This window comes from Carboxylicivirga sp. (assembly GCF_982718395.1).
Genome location: NZ_CEXQWX010000035.1, coordinates 22,119 through 42,877 on the forward strand (window position 1 = coordinate 22,119; position 20,759 = coordinate 42,877).

At 39.4% G+C, this 20,759-nt stretch carries 20 protein-coding genes; 14 read left to right on the forward strand and 6 right to left on the reverse strand.

Going from position 1 to position 20,759, the window contains the following annotated elements; all coding sequences use genetic code 11:
* The first annotated feature begins 15 nt into the window (after positions 1–15).
* From AC4MRQ_RS08805 to ftnA, 6 genes are all read left to right on the forward strand, one after another.
* Positions 16–444 carry a YybH family protein gene (locus AC4MRQ_RS08805; RefSeq protein ID WP_491197297.1) on the forward strand — a complete coding sequence of 143 codons (429 nt, stop codon included), beginning with the start codon at positions 16–18 and terminating at the stop codon, positions 442–444.
* Positions 445–539: 95 nt separating this feature from the next.
* Complete coding sequence (locus tag AC4MRQ_RS08810) at positions 540–1,055, forward strand: KdsC family phosphatase (protein WP_491197298.1); 516 nt, start codon at positions 540–542, stop codon at positions 1,053–1,055.
* Between the two features lie 32 nt (positions 1,056–1,087).
* Entirely contained in the window at positions 1,088–2,029 is a 942-nt protein-coding gene (locus tag AC4MRQ_RS08815; RefSeq protein ID WP_491197299.1) for a geranylgeranylglycerol-phosphate geranylgeranyltransferase, read from the forward strand.
* A 101-nt stretch (positions 2,030–2,130) separates the two neighbouring features.
* Positions 2,131–2,715, forward strand: coding sequence for a Maf family nucleotide pyrophosphatase (locus AC4MRQ_RS08820; RefSeq protein ID WP_491197300.1), 585 nt, complete (start codon positions 2,131–2,133; stop codon positions 2,713–2,715).
* A gap of 10 nt (positions 2,716–2,725) precedes the next feature.
* Positions 2,726–4,885 (forward strand): S46 family peptidase, encoded by a 2,160-nt coding sequence (locus AC4MRQ_RS08825; RefSeq protein ID WP_491197301.1) that lies wholly within the window; start codon positions 2,726–2,728, stop codon positions 4,883–4,885.
* A 243-nt stretch (positions 4,886–5,128) separates the two neighbouring features.
* Positions 5,129–5,635, forward strand: coding sequence for a non-heme ferritin (ftnA, locus tag AC4MRQ_RS08830; RefSeq protein WP_491197302.1), 507 nt, complete (start codon positions 5,129–5,131; stop codon positions 5,633–5,635).
* Between the two features lie 70 nt (positions 5,636–5,705).
* On the opposite strand, the gene AC4MRQ_RS08835 is transcribed toward ftnA, so the two are convergent.
* Entirely contained in the window at positions 5,706–7,316 is a 1,611-nt protein-coding gene (locus AC4MRQ_RS08835) for a dipeptidase (protein WP_491197303.1), read from the reverse strand.
* Between the two features lie 137 nt (positions 7,317–7,453).
* On the opposite strand from AC4MRQ_RS08835, the gene AC4MRQ_RS08840 reads away from it, so the two are divergent.
* The 3 genes from AC4MRQ_RS08840 to mnmL all read left to right on the forward strand — a co-directional run bounded on the left by AC4MRQ_RS08840 (position 7,454) and on the right by mnmL (position 10,987).
* A complete protein-coding gene (locus AC4MRQ_RS08840; RefSeq protein ID WP_491197304.1) occupies positions 7,454–8,596 on the forward strand; it encodes a hypothetical protein in 1,143 nt (380 codons plus the stop codon).
* Positions 8,597–8,667: 71 nt separating this feature from the next.
* Positions 8,668–9,762 carry a lactonase family protein gene (locus AC4MRQ_RS08845; protein ID WP_491197305.1) on the forward strand — a complete coding sequence of 365 codons (1,095 nt, stop codon included), beginning with the start codon at positions 8,668–8,670 and terminating at the stop codon, positions 9,760–9,762.
* 286 nt (positions 9,763–10,048) lie between these two features.
* Positions 10,049–10,987, forward strand: coding sequence for a tRNA modification radical SAM protein MnmL/YtqA (gene mnmL, locus AC4MRQ_RS08850; protein WP_491197306.1), 939 nt, complete (start codon positions 10,049–10,051; stop codon positions 10,985–10,987).
* 55 nt (positions 10,988–11,042) lie between these two features.
* Here the strand turns inward: mnmL and AC4MRQ_RS08855 are convergent, their stop codons facing one another.
* The 3 genes from AC4MRQ_RS08855 to AC4MRQ_RS08865 form a co-directional block, all read right to left on the reverse strand.
* Positions 11,043–11,312: a cysteine-rich small domain-containing protein gene (locus AC4MRQ_RS08855; RefSeq protein WP_491197307.1), complete on the reverse strand. Its 270-nt coding sequence runs from the start codon at positions 11,310–11,312 to the stop codon at positions 11,043–11,045.
* Positions 11,313–11,440: 128 nt separating this feature from the next.
* Positions 11,441–12,595, reverse strand: a complete 1,155-nt coding sequence (locus AC4MRQ_RS08860) for an FAD synthase family protein (RefSeq protein ID WP_491197308.1) — start codon at positions 12,593–12,595, stop codon at positions 11,441–11,443.
* A gap of 36 nt (positions 12,596–12,631) precedes the next feature.
* Complete coding sequence (locus AC4MRQ_RS08865; protein WP_491197309.1) at positions 12,632–13,078, reverse strand: nucleoside deaminase; 447 nt, start codon at positions 13,076–13,078, stop codon at positions 12,632–12,634.
* Between the two features lie 196 nt (positions 13,079–13,274).
* On the opposite strand from AC4MRQ_RS08865, the gene aspS reads away from it, so the two are divergent.
* From aspS to AC4MRQ_RS08890, 5 genes are all read left to right on the forward strand, one after another.
* Positions 13,275–15,035: an aspartate--tRNA ligase gene (aspS, locus tag AC4MRQ_RS08870; protein ID WP_491197310.1), complete on the forward strand. Its 1,761-nt coding sequence runs from the start codon at positions 13,275–13,277 to the stop codon at positions 15,033–15,035.
* Between the two features lie 57 nt (positions 15,036–15,092).
* On the forward strand, positions 15,093–15,458 hold the full coding sequence (locus AC4MRQ_RS08875; RefSeq protein WP_491197311.1) for a hypothetical protein: 366 nt from the start codon (positions 15,093–15,095) through the stop codon (positions 15,456–15,458).
* A gap of 119 nt (positions 15,459–15,577) precedes the next feature.
* Entirely contained in the window at positions 15,578–16,561 is a 984-nt protein-coding gene (locus tag AC4MRQ_RS08880) for a LacI family DNA-binding transcriptional regulator (RefSeq protein ID WP_491197312.1), read from the forward strand.
* 36 nt (positions 16,562–16,597) lie between these two features.
* Positions 16,598–17,686, forward strand: coding sequence for an ROK family protein (locus AC4MRQ_RS08885; RefSeq protein WP_491197313.1), 1,089 nt, complete (start codon positions 16,598–16,600; stop codon positions 17,684–17,686).
* Positions 17,687–17,772: 86 nt separating this feature from the next.
* The gene (locus tag AC4MRQ_RS08890) at positions 17,773–18,741 is read left to right on the forward strand and encodes a type I phosphomannose isomerase catalytic subunit (RefSeq protein ID WP_491197314.1); all 969 of its coding nucleotides are present in this window, start codon (positions 17,773–17,775) and stop codon (positions 18,739–18,741) included.
* 209 nt (positions 18,742–18,950) lie between these two features.
* Here the strand turns inward: AC4MRQ_RS08890 and aqpZ are convergent, their stop codons facing one another.
* Positions 18,951–19,637 carry an aquaporin Z gene (aqpZ, locus tag AC4MRQ_RS08895; RefSeq protein WP_491197315.1) on the reverse strand — a complete coding sequence of 229 codons (687 nt, stop codon included), beginning with the start codon at positions 19,635–19,637 and terminating at the stop codon, positions 18,951–18,953.
* Positions 19,638–19,786: 149 nt separating this feature from the next.
* A partial coding sequence (locus AC4MRQ_RS08900; RefSeq protein ID WP_491197316.1) for a glycoside hydrolase family 2 protein occupies positions 19,787–20,759 on the reverse strand: 973 nt, incomplete at its 5' end.

The following is a 20,759-nucleotide window of genomic DNA, read 5'->3' on the forward strand; positions in this document are numbered from 1 at the left end:
TTTTACATCACTTTGATGAGTTTACTATTAAGTTCTTGTAAGGAACCAACGAATAGTCGTTTGGTGATTAACGAAGTTGATTCGTCTGTTAAAACAAATATTCTTGAACAAATGGAAGCTTCAAGGCAGTGTTGGAACCGAGGCGATTTAGAAGGGTATATGCAGGTTTACTGGCAATCAGACTCGTTGTTATTTATGGGTCTAAATAGCATGACAGGTGGATGGCAATCAACATTAAAGAATTATAAAAAAGGATATCCTACAAAAGCACACCGTGGTGTTTTAACCTATACTTTTCAGCATTTTAACCAGTTGGCACCTGATTGTGTTCTGGTTATTGGTAGTTTTTATCTGGAAAGGGAAGTAGGGAATGCGCAGGGAAACTTTTCTTTAATCTGGAAAAAGATTGATGGAGAGTGGAAAATCATTTTTGATCACACCTAAAGTTTAAAAATATTATTCTGATGTTGAAACAAAGGTCCGTCATCATGTTGATGAAGGGCCTTTTTTTTATCTTCGCGATAAATAAAAAAGGAGAAATGAGCAATTTCAAGGAAGATTTGATGAAAGTGAAGGCATTTGTCTTCGATGTGGATGGTGTTTTATCATCTCAACTAATTCCAATGCATCCAAGTGGTGAACCAATGCGAACAGCGAATATTAAAGATGGGTTTGCTTTACAATTGGCCGTTAAGGTAGGGTATCCTGTGGCTATTATTTCAGGAGGCAATACGCAGGCTGTTAAAAAGCGCTATGAAGATTTGGGATTAAAACATGTTTACCTTGGAGTTTCTGATAAATGGCCGTGTTTCGAAAAGTGGATGGAGGAAACAGGAATTAAAGCAGACGAAGTGATGTACATGGGCGATGATTTACCTGATTATCCGGTTATGAAGCGGGTGGGTATTCCCGTTTGTCCGGCTGATGCGGTTGAAGAAATCAAATCGCTCTGTAAATATATATCTGACAAAAAAGGAGGAGAGGGTGCTGTTCGCGATGTGATGGAGCAAGTATTGCGCGCACATGGTAAATGGGCTTTGGATTATATCTGGTAAACCATTAACTTCAACCCAAACAGTTGGCCAGTATGGATTATTTAAGACTCATCCGTTACAAAAATTTATTGATGATTGGTTTAATGCAATACGCATTACGTTATGGTTTGATTTTACCAATCTTAAATCATTTCGAGGTGAGTCCAGTATTGTCTCATTTGCGTTTTGCACTGGTGGTATTATCAACGTTACTGCTGGCTGCATCTGGTTATATTATCAATGATTATTTTGATATTCGAATTGACAGGATCAATAAACCGCAAAAGATTCTGGTAGGAAAAAGAATTACCCGACGGACTGCTTTGTTCCTGCATGTTTTATTAACAGTTTTCGGAATTCTCACAGGTTTGTTTATCGCATACGTTGCGCGAAAGGAAACCTATGCCATTATGTTTATTGCAGTGCCAGTTTTATTGTGGTACTACAGTACTACCTTTAAGCGCCACATTGTAATAGGTAACCTGTTGATATCTTTTTTGACAGGTATTATTGTTTTGTTGGTGGTATCAGTTGAATTTGCCATGTTGGTGAGGGTTCACGGACAGGCAATCGTGCGAACCGAAGCATGTTCTCTGGCCTGGTTTTGGACGAGTGGATTTGCTATTTTTGCATTTCTGACCAATTTTATAAGGGAGATTGTGAAAGATACAGAAGATATTAAAGGAGATAGAGCTGTTGGTTGTAAAACTTTACCAATTGCCTTAGGTATTCCTTTAACAAAAGTTTTTGTGTTAATCTTGATAAGTGTTTCGTTAATGGCTTTGTGGCTAATATATTTTGGCGTTGATGCCGTTAGTCATATTCCCTATGCACTACCATATTTTATTATTGGGTTTACGGTTCCTCATCTTCTTATGATGTATAAATGGGTTAAGGCTCAAACAAGTTCTGATTACCACTTGGTTAGTTCTATTAGTAAAGTCATAATTCTATTAGGAGTAATCTTTATTGTTCTAACAGGTCAGATGTTTTAGAACACATCTTTTATCTTCCATTTGAAAAGACATTAGTTAAGTGTGCAATTATTATATATTTGCCATTCGTTTGAATTTTAAAATGAGAGATTATCATTAAAATGCCTGAATATAAGATTCTATTAGCATCGCAATCGCCCCGGAGGAAAGAGCTAATGTCGCAATTAGACATTGCTTTTGATGTGTTGGTAAAAGACAGTGGAGAGGAAGTATATCCAAATGAATTATCTTATTCAGAGGTGCCTGTCTATCTGGCCAGGCAAAAAGCGCAAGCATACAAGGACGAATACAGGAATGGCAATGTTTTGGTTATTACAGCAGATACGATTGTATGTTGTGATAACGAAGTTTTGGGCAAGCCCAAAGATAAAAAAGATGCTGTCAGAATGTTGCAAATGCTTTCAGGCAATGAGCATGAAGTGATCACCGGTGTCGTTTTAACCACAGCGGATAACCAACACACTTTTACCGTAAGTACCAAGGTGTTTTTTAAGACCTTAACAGGTGATGAAATAGAATTCTATATCGAAAACTATAAACCTTTTGATAAGGCAGGAGCTTATGGTATACAAGAGTGGATTGGTATGATTGGTATAGAACGAATTGAAGGCTCATACTTTAATGTGGTTGGACTACCTGTACAGAGATTATATACTGAAATTAAGAAAATTATAAATGTCCTATAAATCAACAAAAATGATTAAAAGAATAGTATTGACATTGGTTGTTGCCTTGTTTTTACAAACAATGGCGAAAGCTGATGAAGGGATGTGGATTCCAATGTTGCTCAAAAAATATAACATCGAGCAAATGCAGGAGATGGGATTCAAGCTAAGTGCGGAAGATGTATATAGTGTTAACCAGGCTTGTCTGAAAGATGCAGTTGTTATTTTTGGACGCGGATGTACTGGTGAGCTTATTTCAGATAAAGGTTTAATTGTAACCAACCACCATTGTGGCTATGGTCAGATACAATACCATAGTTCGGTTGAAAACGATTATCTCACCAATGGTTTTTGGGCGATGTCGCAAGAAGAAGAGTTGATTAACCCTGACTTGACCGTTACTTTCCTTAAGCGAATGGAAGATGTAACGAATAGGGTGTTGGAAGGTGTTGATGATGATATGAAGGCCGATAAGCGCCAGGAGATAATTAATAAGAATATTGCTCAAATTAAAAAGGAAGCTATAAAGGATACGCACTATTCAGCTGTTCTAAAACCATTTTTCAATGGAAATCAATACTTCTTATTTATCAACGAGATCTTTAAAGATGTTCGTTTGGTAGGAGCTCCTCCATCGGCTATTGGTAAATTTGGCGGTGATACCGACAACTGGATGTGGCCACGTCATACTGGTGATTTTTCAATGTTCAGAATTTATGCCAATAAGGATAACAAACCCGCTGAGTATTCAAAAGACAATGTACCGTATAAACCGGCTAAGCACTTTCCTATTTCATTGAAAGGTGTTAACGAAGGCGATTTTACTATGGTATTTGGTTATCCGGGAAGCACATACCAGTATGTGCCATCATATCACCTGGAGATGCTTACTGAAACAATTAATCCAAAGTTAATTGATGTTCGAACGGAGAAACTGGCGATAATGAATCGTTACCAGGAGGCAGATCCGGCGGTACGTATTAAATATGCTGCCAAGAATGCACGTATTTCAAATAGCTGGAAACGATGGATTGGTGAAAATCGCGGATTGGAAATTTTGGATGCTATCAATAAAAAACAACAGTTCGAGGCTGATTTTAATGAATGGTCAAAAGCAGAAGCACCTGAGTATGCTGAGTTATTGAATAAATACAAGGCTGTTTATAAAGATTACACCAATTACAACCTGACCTATGGCTATTACCGCGAAATGATTCGATCAAACGGAATGGAGATTGCTCACTTGGCCAGTCAGATTGCAGGGTTAAAAATTATTTATGAGGCTGATGATGCAAGTGAAGAAGTAGCTCTGCAAGTAAAAAAGAAACTGACTGAAAAGGCTGAATTATTCTTTAAAGATTATTACAAGCCATTGGATAAAGAGCTTTCGGCTAAGCTGTTGACCATGTATTCAGAAAATATTGACAAAGCCTTTCAGCCAGATATTTATAAGGTGATTAATGGTAAATTCAAAGGAGATATCAATAAATATGTTGATCGTTTATTTGCCAAGTCGATTTTTGATGATAAAGAAGCAGTTTTGGCCTTTATTAATGATTTCACTGCCAAATCAATAAAGAAATTGGAAAAAGATCCGGCTTATGTTTTAAACAATAGTTTCAAGTCGGTATACGAAGATAAGGTGTACCCTCAAATGAAGCAATATTCGTCGGAGCTGGCCGAATTAAATAAAGCTTACATGGCTGCACAGATGAAGTTCGAATCTGATAAAGTATTTTATCCAGACGCTAATTTTACCTTGCGTGTATCTTATGGTCAAGTAAAAGGATATACCGCTCGTGATGCGGTTTACTACAAGCATTTTACAACTCTCGAAGGTATTATGGAAAAAGATAATCCGGATATCTACGATTATCGAGTGCCCAAGAAATTGAAGGAATTATATAAAAACAAGGATTATGGTCGCTATGAAGTGGATGGAACTATTCCGGTTTGTTTTGTGGCAACTAACCATACCACGGGCGGAAACTCAGGTAGTCCTGTTTTAAATGCCGATGGACATTTAATTGGAATTAATTTTGATCGTGCATGGGAAGGTGTGATGAGTGATTTGATGTTTAACCCGGAACAGTGTCGAAATATTTCACTTGATATGCGTTATGTGTTGTTTATAGTAGATAAGATGGCAGGTGCCGGATATCTTCTGGATGAAATGACGATTGTGGAATAAGCAATCCGAAGGATATAGAAAGGGGTGACGCATTGCAGTCACCCTTTTTTCTTGCTATTTATTCAAGTCCCAAAGTAAGGAGTGAATTAATTTTGTCGTTCGCTGCTTCATGAATTCTTTTGAGCCATTGTTAAGTGTATTTAAAAGCTGAATTGTGAATAGTTTGCTTAAAAAGTCGCTGTACATTCTGTTTGATTCTTATTAAATTGTAGGGAGCTTGTAATTAATTAAAAATCAAATGGTATGTTAAAAGACAATGTTTTAAAGAAATTGAATGAGCAAATTCAATTGGAGCACTATTCTGCCAATTTATATCTGTCCATGTCCTCATGGTGTAATGTCAATGGATTAGGTGGTTCAGCTAAATTTTTGTACGCGCATAGCAGCGAAGAAATGATGCACATGCATAAACTGTTTAACTACATCAATGAAACTGGCAGCATGGCATCGGTAAGTGCAATTGAAGCCCCACCAATTGATTTTAAAAATTTAAGGGATGTGTTCGAACGAACTTTTGAGCATGAGAAACATGTTAGCTCAAAGATTAATGAATTAGTGGAGTTAACATTTGCAGAAAAGGATTTTTCCACTTTTAATTTCTTACAGTGGTATGTGGCTGAGCAGCACGAAGAAGAAGCACTCTTTATGGGGATTCTTGATAGAATGGATGTTATTGGTTTTGATGGTCGCGGGCTTTATATGGTAGATAAAGAAATAGGTAAACTAACAACTGTAACTCCTGAAGGGTGAAAAAACTAATAAAAAATCCCCGTAACTCTTATCTAAATTACGGGGATTGATATTTTAAATATCTTGCTTTTTAGAATCCAAGTCCGAATTTAGCCCAGTATTTCTCCTCTAATTCTTTCCATCGTAACATAGTTGCTCCGGTAAAATCCTTGGTGTATTTATTTAGCAACTCTTGTGCTTCTTTTTTCTTTCCTTCCTTGATGAGCTTGTCAAGCCTGGCCTCCAATTCCTTAGTTTCAGTTTGGCCTTTTTCTTCAAAGTAAGCCACCTCATCTAATAAGCCTTCTTTTGTACTTTGCCACTCAAGTGTTGCCAGTTTATTGGCCTTACGGTATTGCCAGATAGCGGCATCTTCACGGTAACGCTTTTGCCCGCAATAATTAAAGCTTTCAGGTAATTCTGTAGTTCCCGAGTAGATAGGTACACGCGGCGATTGCCCCGGATTATCGAAGCTGAACCATGCAATACCACCAATTTCGTCAGGTAGCCAGGCGCGCAACTGAATGATTTCGGAATAGGAGCACCATGACACGGCTACTGTGCGCTGAAACTCGATGGTCTCCTCTTTAAGAGCATTGTAGAGGTTACGCTCGTTACGTCCTAACCAAGGATTGGCAATTGGCGATTTAATGGTATCAACACCAATTTCCTCCTTTTTATCGTTGAACTTCTTTTTAGCAACTAATAAATTTTGTGTCATGTCATATTCAGTTCCTTCATAAGTTTCGCGGTAAAGTGCCATAATATCCTGTACCGATACTTTTTTATCGGGCTTAACCGAGAATGGAATTTCATCTGCTTCAAAGTCAAGATTTAAAGAAGGAGCCAAGGCATTTAAGATAAAATACTCACGAATTTTAAATGGCTTTTCAACACCTCCGTATACCTTCCAGAATTTAAATGTTTCCTTGCCATCCCATCGATCCAGCTTTTTAGCAGCCGAGAAGATGTTTTTAGAAGCCATAAAATGATCTTTATCCTTCAGGTTTATTTCTCCAATGCGCGCAATATTGGCTGAAACACCAACATGACCTTCTGGTATACGCTGAGCTGCCCAAACGCCGCCAATCATATCCGGACCTTCGCCAACGATTTCCAATTGCCAAACCTCATATTTGTCGGCAATTGTGATGCACTCGCCCCAATCACCATAGCCGTATTCTTCAATAAGCTCACCAATTAGCTTAATGGCACCACGGGCTGTAGAGCATCGTTCAAGGGCAATACGTTCCAGTTCTTCAATCAGGAACATGCCATTTTCGTTAACCAATTCTTTTGGCCCCACAAAAGTAGTTTCACCAATAGCCAGCTGCTTTTCGTTTAAGCAAGGGTAAGCGGTATTCAGGAAATTAAAGGTCTTTTTAGCCTGCGGAATAGTGCCCACTTGCTTTACCTTACGCATATCCCAGGGTGTTTCCGTCTTTAGTTTTCCTTTGTAAATAGGGGTTGTGGTATCATTATCAAATGATTGACCTTTTTCAATGCTTAGCCAGGTTCGATAACGGCCGTCGCATGTATGAGAGGTGATCACCGAACCATCGGTAGTGGCTCCTTTACTCACCATTATACTGGTGCAGCTTTCACCAAAATACGGATCATTAACCTGATCGAATATACTTTGCGCCTGCATGCCAAATATCGAACCAACAAGCATGATGACTAATGAAACTTGTTTCTTCATGAGAATTTAATCTTTTTAAACGTGTTCTATTGAGGCTAAAAATAATAAAAGGTACATTTATTGTTGCTAACAAAGGTCATGTATAGGATTTTGACCAGTTAATTCTGAATGTTAATTTTTTTGTATCGATCACACTCATGAAAACTAAGTTTTTTTTAATCGTAACTATAATATCTATAGCCTTATCCAGTTGTTCATTACTAAAGTTTCAACCCCAGTTTGCCAGTGAATCTCTTCCAAAACAAGATTTAAACACCCGTTTAGCAGTTCGATCGTATTATAAAAGTTTTAGTGGAAAAGTGATTCAGGCAGCTGATTCTATTGTGACTCTTTCAGATGATCTGTCAGTGAAGGCTCAGGCCATCAAGTGGAAAGGAGCAGCAACCTCCGCTTGTGCACGAACAGCTTTTCAAACGGATGCTGAAATATCGCTGGTTGACACCTGGATATTAGTCCGGCAAATGGATGAATATTTAAATAGATATGGAGTCGAAAAATTTGGTTCCCATAGTCATATTGCAACAGATGCAACAAAGGAACTTTATGAACAGATCGATGAAATTGCTAAGCGTAGTAATACAAAGAGTCATTATCAATCATTGGCCGAATTTGTAAAAAGCTATCCTTTACCTGATGATATATATGAGTGGCAATTCTCAAAAACCGACGTACGACCGCTTTTGATCGAACATCTACAAATTCCCGATTCATTATATACCTCTACCATTGGAACAGGTGCAGAGGTAATGAATGACTTTACGGATCGGATTAGTGTTTATAACGATCAGATTAAATCTCAACTGGCGTGGGAAAAGGAGCTACTGTTATTGACATTCGAGAATGATAGTTTGGTGGAACCATATCTTGCACGAATCGATTCATTGTCGCAAATGCTTAATCGTTTAGCAATTGTAGCCAAGGAATCACCAGAGATGATGGGTGTGATAGCAGTTCGTATGCGAGAAGAATTATCGCCCATCATGTCTGATTTTAATACGGGGATGCGTTCAAATATTAATGAGTTATCGAAAGAGCGTGAATATCTGCAAAATTACCTGAACCAACAGCGTGAACTTTTACGTGACGATATGACTCAATCGGGCAAGGTTTTGATTCAGGAAACAACCGATAATCTTATTCGTTTTATGAGGCAGATATCCTGGCTGATTGTTTTTGTTGTTATTGTGCTGGTTGCTGTTATCTTTGGATTGCCGTTTACTTTAGGGTATTTATTGGCAAAGGCACGATTTAAAAACAAAAATGCGAAGCCAGATAAATAATACCAATTATTCTATGATAATAAGATCTGGAATATACAGGTGGAAGTTTAGTGTAACGAACCATAAAACCAATGAAGAAAATTATTCATTTAATGCTAATGGCCGGCTTATTAATGGCCTGCACGGCAAAAGAAGAATCAAAAAACTACCCATTTTACCTGGGAACCTATACCGATGGCGATAGCAAAGGTATCTATAAAGGAGTGCTAAAAAGCGATGGTACATTTGATTCCTTGCAACTAGTAGCTGAAACAACCAACCCTTCATTTTTGTGTTTTGCCAACAGTCAGCAGACACTATTAGCAGTAAGTGAAGTGGACATAGAAGGAACAGGCACCGTTGAATCATATCAAATTACGAATGGAGGATTATCACACTTATCAACATCATTGAGTGGAGGAGCGCACCCTTGCCATGTGCTTGCCAGTGCTGATGGGGATGTGTTGATGGCGAATTATTCTGGTGGTAATATTGGTTACTTGCGAGTGGATGCTTCCGGGAAACTGAGCGACTTGCTCGCAGTAGGTCAGCATAGCGGGAAAAGCATTACAGATCGGCAAACCGGTCCGCACGCACATTCAGCATGGATGCTGAATGAAAATGAAGTGGTAGCTGTAGATTTGGGAATTGATCAGCTGATATTTTATAAAATCAAAGATAATCAGCTTCTTAAGATCGATAGTTTGCTGGTGGAAGCAGGAGCGGGACCACGCCACTTAACTTTTCATCCGTCAAAAGAAGTGATGTATGTGATTAATGAGTTAAACAGCACTGTTTCAATTATTGCGAAAACTAATGAAAGTTGGCAGCTTATCAATTCTGTATCCACGCTTCCAGAGGAATATATTGAGGTTAATTATTGTGCTGACATTCATATTTCGAATGATGGACGTTTTTTATATGCTTCAAATCGCGGACATAATTCATTGGCTATTTATCAGGTGGATAAGTCGGGCAAGTCCTTAAAACTGATAAGTCATCAACAGGTGAAAGGCAACTGGCCGCGTAATTTTTCATTAACTCCTGATGGTGAGATGTTAGTTGTAGCGAACCAACACTCTAACAACCTCGTGGCATTTAGGCGAGACAAGCAGACTGGCCTATTGTCTTTTGCAGGCGAAATAAGGGGAGATAGTCCGGTTTGTGTGCTGTTTGAATCACTATAGCTTAAATCAGAAACTAACAGACATGATTTAACGACCGGTACATGTCATTATTTGACCGATACTTTGTATTTAAGGAGTGACACTTTTTATTTAGGGAGTGACACATTGGATTTAATGACTCATTATAGCTTAGCACCTTTTCCAAAGTTTTAAAACTTTGGAAAAGATCATCTATTCGATCTGCAAAATGATCTACTAATCTAATGACCTAATAACCTCTTAATCTACCAACCAATTTAACTAATCAACCTTTTCCCTATCTTTGCCGACTAATTATTTTGAAGCAATGCAATATCACTGGGGACACAACAAACGATATAACGATTATAGCTCATATATTAAGCGAACGTTTGGAGAGCGGGTACAAAAGGTTTCCATTAATGCGGGCTTTACCTGTCCAAACCGGGATGGATCAAAAGGAACCGGTGGGTGTGCATTTTGTAACAACAGTACTTTTAATCCTTCATATTGTGGTCCTGAATTGAGTGTTATTGAGCAAATCGAAAAGGGCACATCCTTTTTTCGCCCTAAATATCAGACACAGCAGTACCTGGCTTACTTTCAGGCCTACAGCAATACCTATGGCGAAACAAGTTATTTGATCGAACAATATCAACAGGCTTTAAGCCATCCCAAGGTTACAGGTATAGTCTTGGGGACTCGTCCCGATTGCATCTCTGACGATTTGTTGAAAGTATTGAAGGAGTGGCGAAAAGAATATTATATTGCCATTGAGTTGGGTGCCGAATCAACATCGGATACGACTCTTAACTTAATAAATCGTGGGCACTCTTATGCAGAAACAATTGACGCAGCCAATCGCATTTCAGATGCAGGTATTCCTGTGGGTTTGCATATGATCTTGGGCTTACCGGGAGAAGGTCGCGAAGCATTGTTAACTCATGCCGGTGAAGTATCGAAATTGCCCATTAGCTTCCTGAAATTACATCAATTACAAATAGTTAAAGGCAGTGAGTTTGGGAAGATATATCTGGATCAGCCGGAGTATTTTAATTTATTTACAGCCGCAGAGTTTATCGAATTAGTGGTTGACTTTCTGGAGCTGATGAATCCGGCCATTGTTATGGAGCGTTTTATCAGTCAGGCTCCGCATGACTTATTGATCGCACCACGTTGGGGATTGAAAAATTTTGAGTTTGTTGCCAAAGTAGAGAAACGGCTGGCCGAACGAAATACCTGGCAGGGGAGAAGGTATCAACAGTAAGATAGAGTATGTGGTTAAGGGATCCATCACTTGGCACCGATGAACCCTTATTCAATTATCTTTCGCTGCCAATTTTAATCACCATACCCATTTTGCTCATTACGTGATCATAACCGCCTTTGCTATGTGGTACTGTGCATTCACTGCAATCTTTTATTCCATTCTTATACTTAAAGTTTCCACCACACTGATCTTTTAGCATATATAAAGGACAGTAGCAAAACAAGCAGTTAAATTCTTCGATATTATTTACTTTATGACAAGGGAAAAACTCACATTTGGTGTGTTGTGTAAATTTATAGTTTTCGGTTTTTAGTTTTTTCATTGCATTTTTATTGCCAAGATTTACAAGTTTTTTCCGCAGATTTTCATTTGCCAATATGGATGGAAATATTTTCAGCGTTATCTGCGGGCTATAAAATTCCGCGTGCGGAATTAATGAATTGTTCGGATTTATATACCTGAATTTTTTCTTCTTATTTTAATACGCATAGCTCCTTTGATAGGCTTTTCGGCAACCAATATCAGGTAGCCACCTCCACCTGCACCGGCTAGTTTCCATGCCAATGCATCCTCTTTGTACTTTGCTATGGTCGAATTGATTTCGTCATTTATCATTGCAGGGAACATGGTGGTTTGTGCATCAAAAGAGTTTTTAAAAGCCTTTGCAAAATCCTTTAGGTTCTTTTCTTTAATGGCTTGCCAGGCATTATCTGCCGCTGTAGCCAATGCCTTTACATTTGTTTGGTTGATGTATGTCTCTTTCAACAAATCCAAACCGTTTTTTCGTGGCCATAAAAGCACCATATAAATATGTTCTTCCAACCAGGATAATATAGACTCATCGTGGATGGATTCAAACTTTGTTGGCCAATAAGCATTATCATAGTGATGCCTTACCAAACCAGGCATGCATATGCCAATAGAATCTTGCGCACCAGAAATCAATTCAGAACCTGGCGAGTTTTCGTATTTAAACAGTATTTCGGCCAGCTTTTCAGGGCGATCAATAGGCAGGAAGTATGGCCATATCTTTTTCGCGGCATTTCTGGTCGATGTTGACATGCCACAACGCTCATTATATTCAATAATGGGCTCGAGAGATAAGGTAATAGCCCATCCCGGGTAGTGTTTGGAAACATATGGTTGATCGATCCATGTGCCGGCCAAGTCAATGCGATAAGGTAAAAGACAATTGTCCGAAGTTCGAATATCAGTAGTTGATCGCTTTGGTAAACCAGCTTCAGGAACACGTTCAAGTACTTTAAGTTCAATGCCTAATTCATTACACAAAGTTTCTTTAGCAGGAGAGTATCCATCTTCATTAACCACAAAGAAATCTGGCTTAAGTTGCTTTACTTCGTTTTCAAAATCCATAATACCCGAACCTGAATTAACAAAGGCATCTTTCACATGCTTAATAGCCTTAATCATATACAGACGTTCAGCCTCACAGTTAATCGTTTCTCGTCCTTTAAGGTCTCTGATCGTGCTGTCAGAACCAATTCCGACATACAATTCCCCATGTTGTGCAGCTTCTTTAAAAAAAGCTACATGACCGCTATGAAGCATATCAAAACAACCGGATACAAAAACTTTTTTACTCATTCTGGATTTGCTTAGAGATTCGATCTCAAATATAATTTATCGTTTTCGTTTAAAGAAATCCTGAATAATATCCTGACACTCGTTACTCATGATGCCAGAGCATATTTCAGTTTTTGGATGCAGCAAAGAAGGTTGACATCGGGCAAAACCTCTTTTATCATCCCTGGCGCCATAAACAACTCTTTTTATCTGTGACCAATTAAGCGCACCGGCACACATGACACATGGCTCAAGCGTAACATAAAGGGTACATTCGTTCAGGTATTTGCCGCCCAGAAATTCAGCTGCTGAAGTTATGGCCAGCATTTCGGCATGAGCTGTAACATCATTGAGTGTTTCAGTCAGGTTATGAGCCCGGGCAATAATTTGATTATTGCATACAACAACAGCCCCCACTGGTACTTCATTTTTCTCTTTAGCTTTTTGTGCTTCCAAAAAAGCTTGTTTCATGTAATATTGATCTGAAAAATTGATTTCACTCATGAAAGTTAATTGACTGATTGAACGATTAATTTGTTGACAAAAATCATGTATTGAAGCAACGTGGCTAAAAAACTACAGCCTAAAGCACTCAACATCTTTTTTGTATCCTTTTTCTTACTATTTTCGCAAAGATAATTTTAAACGTCAATATCGTTGCATACATTTGGCAACTGGCAACGATAAATATGTAATTACAATGTATAGGACACATACGTGCGGAGAATTAAGAGTTGAGCACATAAATCAGTCGGTAACCCTTAGTGGCTGGGTGCAAAAGGTGAGAAACCTTGGAGGAATGACCTTTATCGATCTGAGAGACAGATATGGGATTACCCAATTAGTTTTTAACGAAGAAACGCATAAGGAACTTTGTGAACAAACTTCTGAACTAGGACGCGAATATGTGATCCAGGTGCAAGGTCAGGTGGCTGAGCGTAGCAACAAAAACAGCAAAATTCCAACCGGTGATATTGAGATATTAGTGGACGGTCTGACGATATTAAACTCATCAGAATTGCCTCCATTTACCATCGAGGACGAAACAGATGGCGGTGACGAATTGAGAATGAAATATCGTTACCTTGATTTGCGTCGTAATCCGGTTCGTGAAAATCTGGTATTGCGCCATAAAATTGCTTTTGAGGTTCGTAACTACCTGAATAAAGAGGAGTTTATTGAAACAGAAACACCTGTTTTAATTAAGTCAACGCCTGAAGGAGCTCGTGACTTTATTGTGCCTTCGCGTATGAATGAGGGGCAGTTTTACGCATTACCACAGTCGCCGCAGGTATTTAAGCAATTGCTGATGGTGAGTGGTTTCGACCGCTATTTCCAGATTGTAAAGTGCTTCCGCGATGAAGATCTACGAGCAGATCGTCAACCAGAGTTTACACAGATCGACTGTGAAATGTCATTTGTTGATCAGGAAGATATCCTGAATACTTTTGAAGGAATGACCAAGCATTTGTTTAAGACTATTAAGAATGTGGACATTGATTACACATTCCCACGTTTGTCTTATGCTGATGCTATCAAATATTATGGTTCAGATAAGCCGGATACGCGTTTCGATATGAAATTTGTTGAATTAGCTGAGGACGTAAAAGGTTCAGAATTTAAACTATTCAACGAAGCGGAGTATGTAGGTGGTATTTGTGCCGAAGGTTGTGCGAGCTACTCACGAAAGCAATTGGATAAGCTGACTGATTTTGTGAAGAAGCCTCAGATTGGTGCTGGTGGATTAATTTATATCAAATTTAATGGCGATGGTTCTGTTAAATCATCTATTGATAAATTTTTCTCGGCCGAGCAGTTAAAAGAGATCGGTGCTAAATTTAATGCTAAAGAAGGTGACTTGGTATTGATACTTGCTGGAGCCTTAAATAAGACATTAAATGCCCTTTGTGAGCTTCGTCTCGAAATGGGTGAACAAATGGGCTTACGTGATAAGAATAAGTTCTCTCCATTATGGGTGGTTGATTTCCCATTGTTGGAGTGGGACGAAGATTCAAAACGATTCCACGCCATGCACCATCCGTTTACATCGCCAAAGGCAGAAGATATGAACAAGCTGGAAAGTGCTCCGGGTGAGGTTCGTGCCAATGCCTATGATTTGGTAATTAATGGTGTTGAGATTGGTGGAGGTTCGGTTCGTATCTTCAACGACGAGTTGCAACAAAAAATGTTTAAGCTTTTAGGTTTCACCGAAGAAGAAGCAGAAAACCAGTTTGGTTTCTTAATGAATGCCTTTAAATATGGTGCACCTCCACATGGTGGCGTGGCATTTGGTTTCGACCGTTTGGTTTCTTTGTTTGCTGGTTTGGATTCCATCCGTGATGTTATCGCATTCCCTAAAAACAATTCGGGACGCGATGTGATGATTGATTCACCATCGCCAGTTGCAACAGAGCAATTGGATGAGCTTTGCATTGCATTAAATATGAAAGAAAACGTGTAATCGTTATAAAATAAATAGGAAGGGGCATCTGGTTCAGATGCCCCTTTTTTAGTGGTATTGCCGAACGATTCTTCTCTGCTGCCGCAAGTCTCGGCGATACCGAATAATGCTTCGGCAGAGTCGCTGAACGATTCTTCCCTGTTGTCGAACGACAATTCCCTGCCGCCGCAAGCCTCGGCAATACCGAATAATGTTTCGGCAGAGTCGCCGAATGATTCTTCCCTGTTGCCGAACGACAATTCCCTGTCACTGCAAGCCTCAGCAATACCGAATAATGTTTCGGCTGTATCGCCGAATGATTCTTCCTTTGTGCCGCAAGATAATTCCTTATCGCCGCAAGCTTCGGCGATGTCGAATAATGCTTCGGCTGTATCACCGAATGATTCTTCCCTATTGCCGCAAGACAATTCCCTGTCGCCGTAAGCCTCGGCGGTGCCTAATAATGCTTCGGCGGAGTTGCCAAATTATTCTTTAATAACGTCGTTTTTTGCTAAATAAAAAACACTTATATTTGCGCATCTAACCGGTTTAGTGAAAGTTTAGTGAAGCCATCATTAAAGACCATAGCCGAACAATCCGGCGTTTCAAAAACCACCGTTTCCTTTGTGTTAAACGGTCGCGGTGATGAGAAAAATATCAGCGCAGAAACCCAAAAGCGGATACTGGATACGGCGCGGCTGCTAAATTATGTACCTAACCATCTGGCGCGTAGTTTAAGTACAGGACGTTCGTATACGATCGGCTTTATTGTGCCCGATATCTCCAATCCTTTTTTTGGAAAGATTGCCCGTTTGGTGGAGGCCAAAGCCGAACAGCGGGGCTATTCAGTAATGGTGGCCAGCACCGATGAACGAGAGGAAAAGGAAAAGAAGATACTCGATACTTTTACTAACCGGCAAATTGATGGGGTGATTATCGCTCCGAGCACCAATCTTTCGGCTGCCACATTGAGTAATATTCCGTTGGTGTGCTTCGATCGGATTTTTGGTGACATGGAAGTGGCCGGGGTATCCATCAATAACACCGAAACTTCTCAGCAATTAACACAGAGCCTTATTAACAACGGTCATCGACGTATCGCGTTAGTTGCCCTGACTTCTTACCTGCCCAATATTCAGCAGCGAATTGAAGGATACAAACAAGCTTTGGAGATAAATGGTCTCACAATTGATCCGCGATTAGTCGTTGAAGTGGATGAGCATAACAAAAAAGAAAGTGTGATAAAGGTGATGAATGATTTGCTTGATTCAACGGATGCACCCACTGGTTTTTTGTTTTTGAACAATGTGTTGGCTGCTGAGGCCATCTGGACTGTTAACAAATTCCATACAGAACGAATTAATCAACTTCACTTTGCTTCATTCGATAATCTGGACTTGTTTGATTATGCACAGCCTAAGGTTGTTTCTGCACTTCAGCCTGGTGAACAGATTGCGGAACGGTGTGTGGAGTTACTGTGTTCGCAGATTGAGGAAAATGTAAAAAAGAAAGGTTTTTGCCTTTCAACTAAAATAATTGAACGATAAAAATTTTAACTATTTACTAAATCGGTTTACTAAGATATGAGTAACATCTATAATGACAAAAGAACAGTGTTAACGCTTGATGCAGGCGGGACTAATTTTGTGTTTAATGCTATGCAAGGCGGCAAGAGCCTGATTGAGCCAATCAAAAAGCCGGCCAACGGCGATAACCTGGACTTGTGCCTTAAATCCATGATTGATGGATTTAAGGAAGTGATTAATAACCTGGATCAAAAGCCGGTAGCAATCAGTTTTGCTTTTCCCGGTCCGGCTGATTATCCCAATGGCATCATTGGTGATTTAGGTAACCTGCCGGCTTTCAGAGGCGGTGTGGCATTAGGCCCTATGTTGGAGCATCATTTTAATATTCCGGTTTTTATTCAGAATGATGGGGATTTATATGCTTATGGCGAGGCGCTTGGTGGTATCTTACCAGAAATAAATACCGAACTGGAAAAGTGTCAATCGACCAAGCGTTATCAAAACATAATTGGCTTGACTTTGGGTACCGGATTTGGTGCCGGATTAGTTCATAAAGATCAGCTAATTGGTGGTGACAATAGTATTGTGGCCGAAGTGTGGAATATCAGTAATTCTATTTCACCGGAGCGCAATGCTGAAGAGGGTGTGAGTACGCGTGCCATTATTAATGTATATAATGAACTATCAGGCAACACGGCCTCGTTAATGCCTAAAGATGTGTTTGATATTGCATCGGGCGACAAAGAAGGTGATAAAGATGCTGCTCTTAAAGCTTTTGCAGTCTTTGGAAAGCACATTGGTGATGCAGCAGCTAACCTCATTAACCTGTTTGATGGTATTGTAGTTATCGGAGGTGGCTTAACGGGTGCCAGCAAATTTTATATGCCGGCTGTTATGGAGGTGTTACGAGGTAAGTTCGATGATGGTCAGGATCGATTGGTTCAAAAAGTATATTGCTTGGATAATTCGGAGGAACAGGAAGCCTTTTTCAATACCGAAAGTCATAAAATTAAAGTACCTTTTACTGATAAAACAATTGACTATTCACCAGAGCAAAAGGTGGCCATTGCAACCAGTAAACTGGATGCCAGTGAGGCAATCGCCATAGGTGCTTATGCTTATGCATTAAATCAGTTGAATGAGTAATGTTTAATATTATTGACAAAAAAAGCAGATCAGTTGTCTGGAAACAAATTAACGATTTTACAAATAAACGAATAACCATATAAGAAATGTTGTATCCATTAAAGTTTAATCCCATCCTGAAGGAGATGATTTGGGGTGGTAAAAAGATTCCTCAGAAGCTGAATGTTGAGGTAGGAGATGATGTAAAGGTTGGTGAGAACTTTGCTGTGTCAGGTTTAAAAAACGATTTGTCAGTTGTAAGCAATGGCGAACTGGCTGGTAAAAACATGATGGAGCTGATTGAAACCTACAAAGGAGATTTGTTGGGGGAGAAAGTTTATAATCAGTTTGGGACTAAATTTCCTTTGTTGATAAAATACATCGATGCCAATGATGATTTATCTATCCAGGTGCATCCTGATGACGAATTAGCTAAGGTAAAGCATGATTCTTTTGGTAAAACCGAAATGTGGTATGTGATCGATACTGAGAAAGATGCGTCTTTAATATCTGGATTTACCAAAAAAACAAGTGCTGAGGAGTTTGAGAAATTTCATTCTTCGGGTGATTTGATGCAATTGATGGCCAAGCACCCGACAGTCGAGGGTGATACATTCTTTATTCCGGCCGGTAAAGTACACTCAATTGGTAGTGGTAACCTGATTGCGGAGATTCAGCAAACATCGGATATTACCTACCGCATTTACGATTTCGATCGTCGTGATAAGTTTGGAAAACCTCGTGAGTTGCATCACGAATTAGCAATGGATGCCATGAACTTTAGCGATGATGCGTCAGGAAAAGTAAACTATGATGCAAGAGTAAATGAGTCGGTTAATATGGCCACTTGTCAGTATTTTACCACAAACATGCTAAAAGTAAGTGGTGATGTGCAAAAAGACTACAGTAAATTAGATTCTTTTGTGATATTAATGAATGTTGGCGGCAAATGCAGTATTAAGGCCAACGATGTTACAATTGAGTTGAATGAAATGGAGGCGACATTAATTCCTGCTTCGATTAATGATGTTACGCTAAATGCTGATTCAGCAAAACTATTAGAAGTATATGTCTAAAATATATGGATGCGATCTTTATTTACATTACGCTAATAAAGATCGCATCCTTTGTTTCAAGACCTTATTTTATTCAGAAAATCTTTTATTAGCTAAGCGCATCAAAGCGCTAAGTGAGTGCTTTCTTTTCTGTTGTCACTAAATGTCAATTCAGCAAAACCGTTAGAAGTACATATTTAATCAAAGAAACCTTAAGGTCTTATATGAGATTACTCTTCTTCAGGCGATAAATACTTGTAAACAACTCCTGCAAGTATAGCACCAATAATAGGTGCCACCCAGAAAAGCCATAATTGCCCCATGGCCCAGTCACCAACAAACAGAGCTTGTGAGGTACTCCGGGCAGGGTTCACAGAGGTGTTGGTTACCGGAATACTTATCAGATGGATGAGCGTTAAGGCAAGTCCAATAGCCAGCCCCGCAAAACCAGCCGGAGCTTTAGAGTGAGTTGCTCCCAAAATTACCAGCAAAAACATAAAGGTCATGACTACTTCACAAACCAGGGCAGCAATTAAACCATAACCACCGGGTGAGTGCTCGCCATAGCCATTGGCAGCAAAACCGCCTAATTCAAACCCCGATTTACCGCTGGCAATAAGGTAAATAATAAGTGCTCCAAATGTAGCACCCAGCACCTGAGCAATGATGTAGGGAATAATGTCTTTAGCTTCAAAGCGTCCTCCGGCCCATAGACCAATGGTAACGGCAGGGTTAAGGTGACATCCGGATATATGTCCGATGGCATAAGCCATAGTAACCACTGTTAGTCCAAATGCAATTGAAACACCAACAAATCCAATTCCTAATTCAGGGAAGCCAGCTGCCAATACGGCACTACCACATCCACCTAAGACAAGCCACCAGGTTCCAAAGAATTCTGCTACTAATTTCTTCATAATTCAACTGTTTGATTAGTAATAAGCAGCAATTTAGAAGGATATTATTAAATAATCCAATTGACAATGTGGGAGATATGCATAAAAAAACGGTTCCTATCGCAGAAAGCAATAAGAACCGTTGACTTGTTGGATTGGAATTAAAATGCTTAATATGTGTCTTGCAGGGTTCTGATCAGTAATTTCTCCTTTAAATTATCAATGTTGCTGGAGGTTTCAAATACAATTGTTTTGCTTTCACCTGGCAGAAGATCAAAATAATTATCAGAGAACCACCCATCGACTTCATCATAACTGAAATAAACGTTTTTGGCCAACTTATCGGTCTTTATTGTAATTTGATAACCTTTATCAACATTCTTCACACTTGAAGAGATAGCTGGCTTAGTTAGGTTCAAGTCTTTAGCTTCTTTAAAATAGCTGGTTGTTTCATAGGCCAATGTGCCACCAACTGATAACTTCGTAGATAAAACAACATTTGTTGCATCAATACCATTTAGTAATTCACTCAACGCCTTTTTGAAGATGATATTAGAGGTATTGGCTTTAACTGTCACTTGGCCCTGATGTTTCCACAACGATTTGCCGTTAAAGTCAAGTATCTCTAGCGTTAATTTTCCTTGTTGATCATCAAATTCATCAGATACACTGTAAATAAGAAGGTCCTTTGTTTTGGTATCAGGAACTGCCATCACAGGGGCAAATGCTTTGCGCGTGAAGTATTGCAAAGCTTTCCAATTGCCATAATAATCAATGCTCGACCACGAAGCTACCGGCCACACATCGTTTAATTGCCAGTACAAGCTTCCCATCGTAGTTGGCATGTTAATGCGATGCCCTTCAATACCGGTTCGGATACCTTCGGCTTGCAACAATAAGCCAACATACAGGAACGATTCAAAATCTTTAGGATTTCGGTAGTAATTGTCCATATACCGCTTAATGGTTCCGTTGCCAATAAAGGATCGCTGGTGCGATTTCATTACTTCCGAGTTAATGTCGTAATCATCAGGAATACTGTATTTCTTAACAGTTTTCAGTTCAGGAAATGACTGAAAACCATATTCGCTCACAAAGCGGGCAGTGCCATCGTGATAGGTGATGAAAGGAACATCCTGGAAC

Coding starts and splice junctions, on each gene's coding strand:
- AC4MRQ_RS08805 (WP_491197297.1), top strand. CDS start 16: ATGAGTTTACTATTAAGTTCTTGTAAGGAACCAACGAATAGTCGTTTG.
- AC4MRQ_RS08810 (WP_491197298.1), top strand. CDS start 540: ATGAGCAATTTCAAGGAAGATTTGATGAAAGTGAAGGCATTTGTCTTC.
- AC4MRQ_RS08815 (WP_491197299.1), top strand. CDS start 1,088: ATGGATTATTTAAGACTCATCCGTTACAAAAATTTATTGATGATTGGT.
- AC4MRQ_RS08820 (WP_491197300.1), top strand. CDS start 2,131: ATGCCTGAATATAAGATTCTATTAGCATCGCAATCGCCCCGGAGGAAA.
- AC4MRQ_RS08825 (WP_491197301.1), top strand. CDS start 2,726: ATGATTAAAAGAATAGTATTGACATTGGTTGTTGCCTTGTTTTTACAA.
- ftnA (WP_491197302.1), top strand. CDS start 5,129: ATGTTAAAAGACAATGTTTTAAAGAAATTGAATGAGCAAATTCAATTG.
- AC4MRQ_RS08835 (WP_491197303.1), bottom strand. CDS start 7,316: ATGAAGAAACAAGTTTCATTAGTCATCATGCTTGTTGGTTCGATATTT.
- AC4MRQ_RS08840 (WP_491197304.1), top strand. CDS start 7,454: ATGAAAACTAAGTTTTTTTTAATCGTAACTATAATATCTATAGCCTTA.
- AC4MRQ_RS08845 (WP_491197305.1), top strand. CDS start 8,668: ATGAAGAAAATTATTCATTTAATGCTAATGGCCGGCTTATTAATGGCC.
- mnmL (WP_491197306.1), top strand. CDS start 10,049: ATGCAATATCACTGGGGACACAACAAACGATATAACGATTATAGCTCA.
- AC4MRQ_RS08855 (WP_491197307.1), bottom strand. CDS start 11,312: ATGAAAAAACTAAAAACCGAAAACTATAAATTTACACAACACACCAAA.
- AC4MRQ_RS08860 (WP_491197308.1), bottom strand. CDS start 12,595: ATGAGTAAAAAAGTTTTTGTATCCGGTTGTTTTGATATGCTTCATAGC.
- AC4MRQ_RS08865 (WP_491197309.1), bottom strand. CDS start 13,078: ATGAGTGAAATCAATTTTTCAGATCAATATTACATGAAACAAGCTTTT.
- aspS (WP_491197310.1), top strand. CDS start 13,275: ATGTATAGGACACATACGTGCGGAGAATTAAGAGTTGAGCACATAAAT.
- AC4MRQ_RS08885 (WP_491197313.1), top strand. CDS start 16,598: ATGAGTAACATCTATAATGACAAAAGAACAGTGTTAACGCTTGATGCA.
- AC4MRQ_RS08890 (WP_491197314.1), top strand. CDS start 17,773: ATGTTGTATCCATTAAAGTTTAATCCCATCCTGAAGGAGATGATTTGG.
- aqpZ (WP_491197315.1), bottom strand. CDS start 19,637: ATGAAGAAATTAGTAGCAGAATTCTTTGGAACCTGGTGGCTTGTCTTA.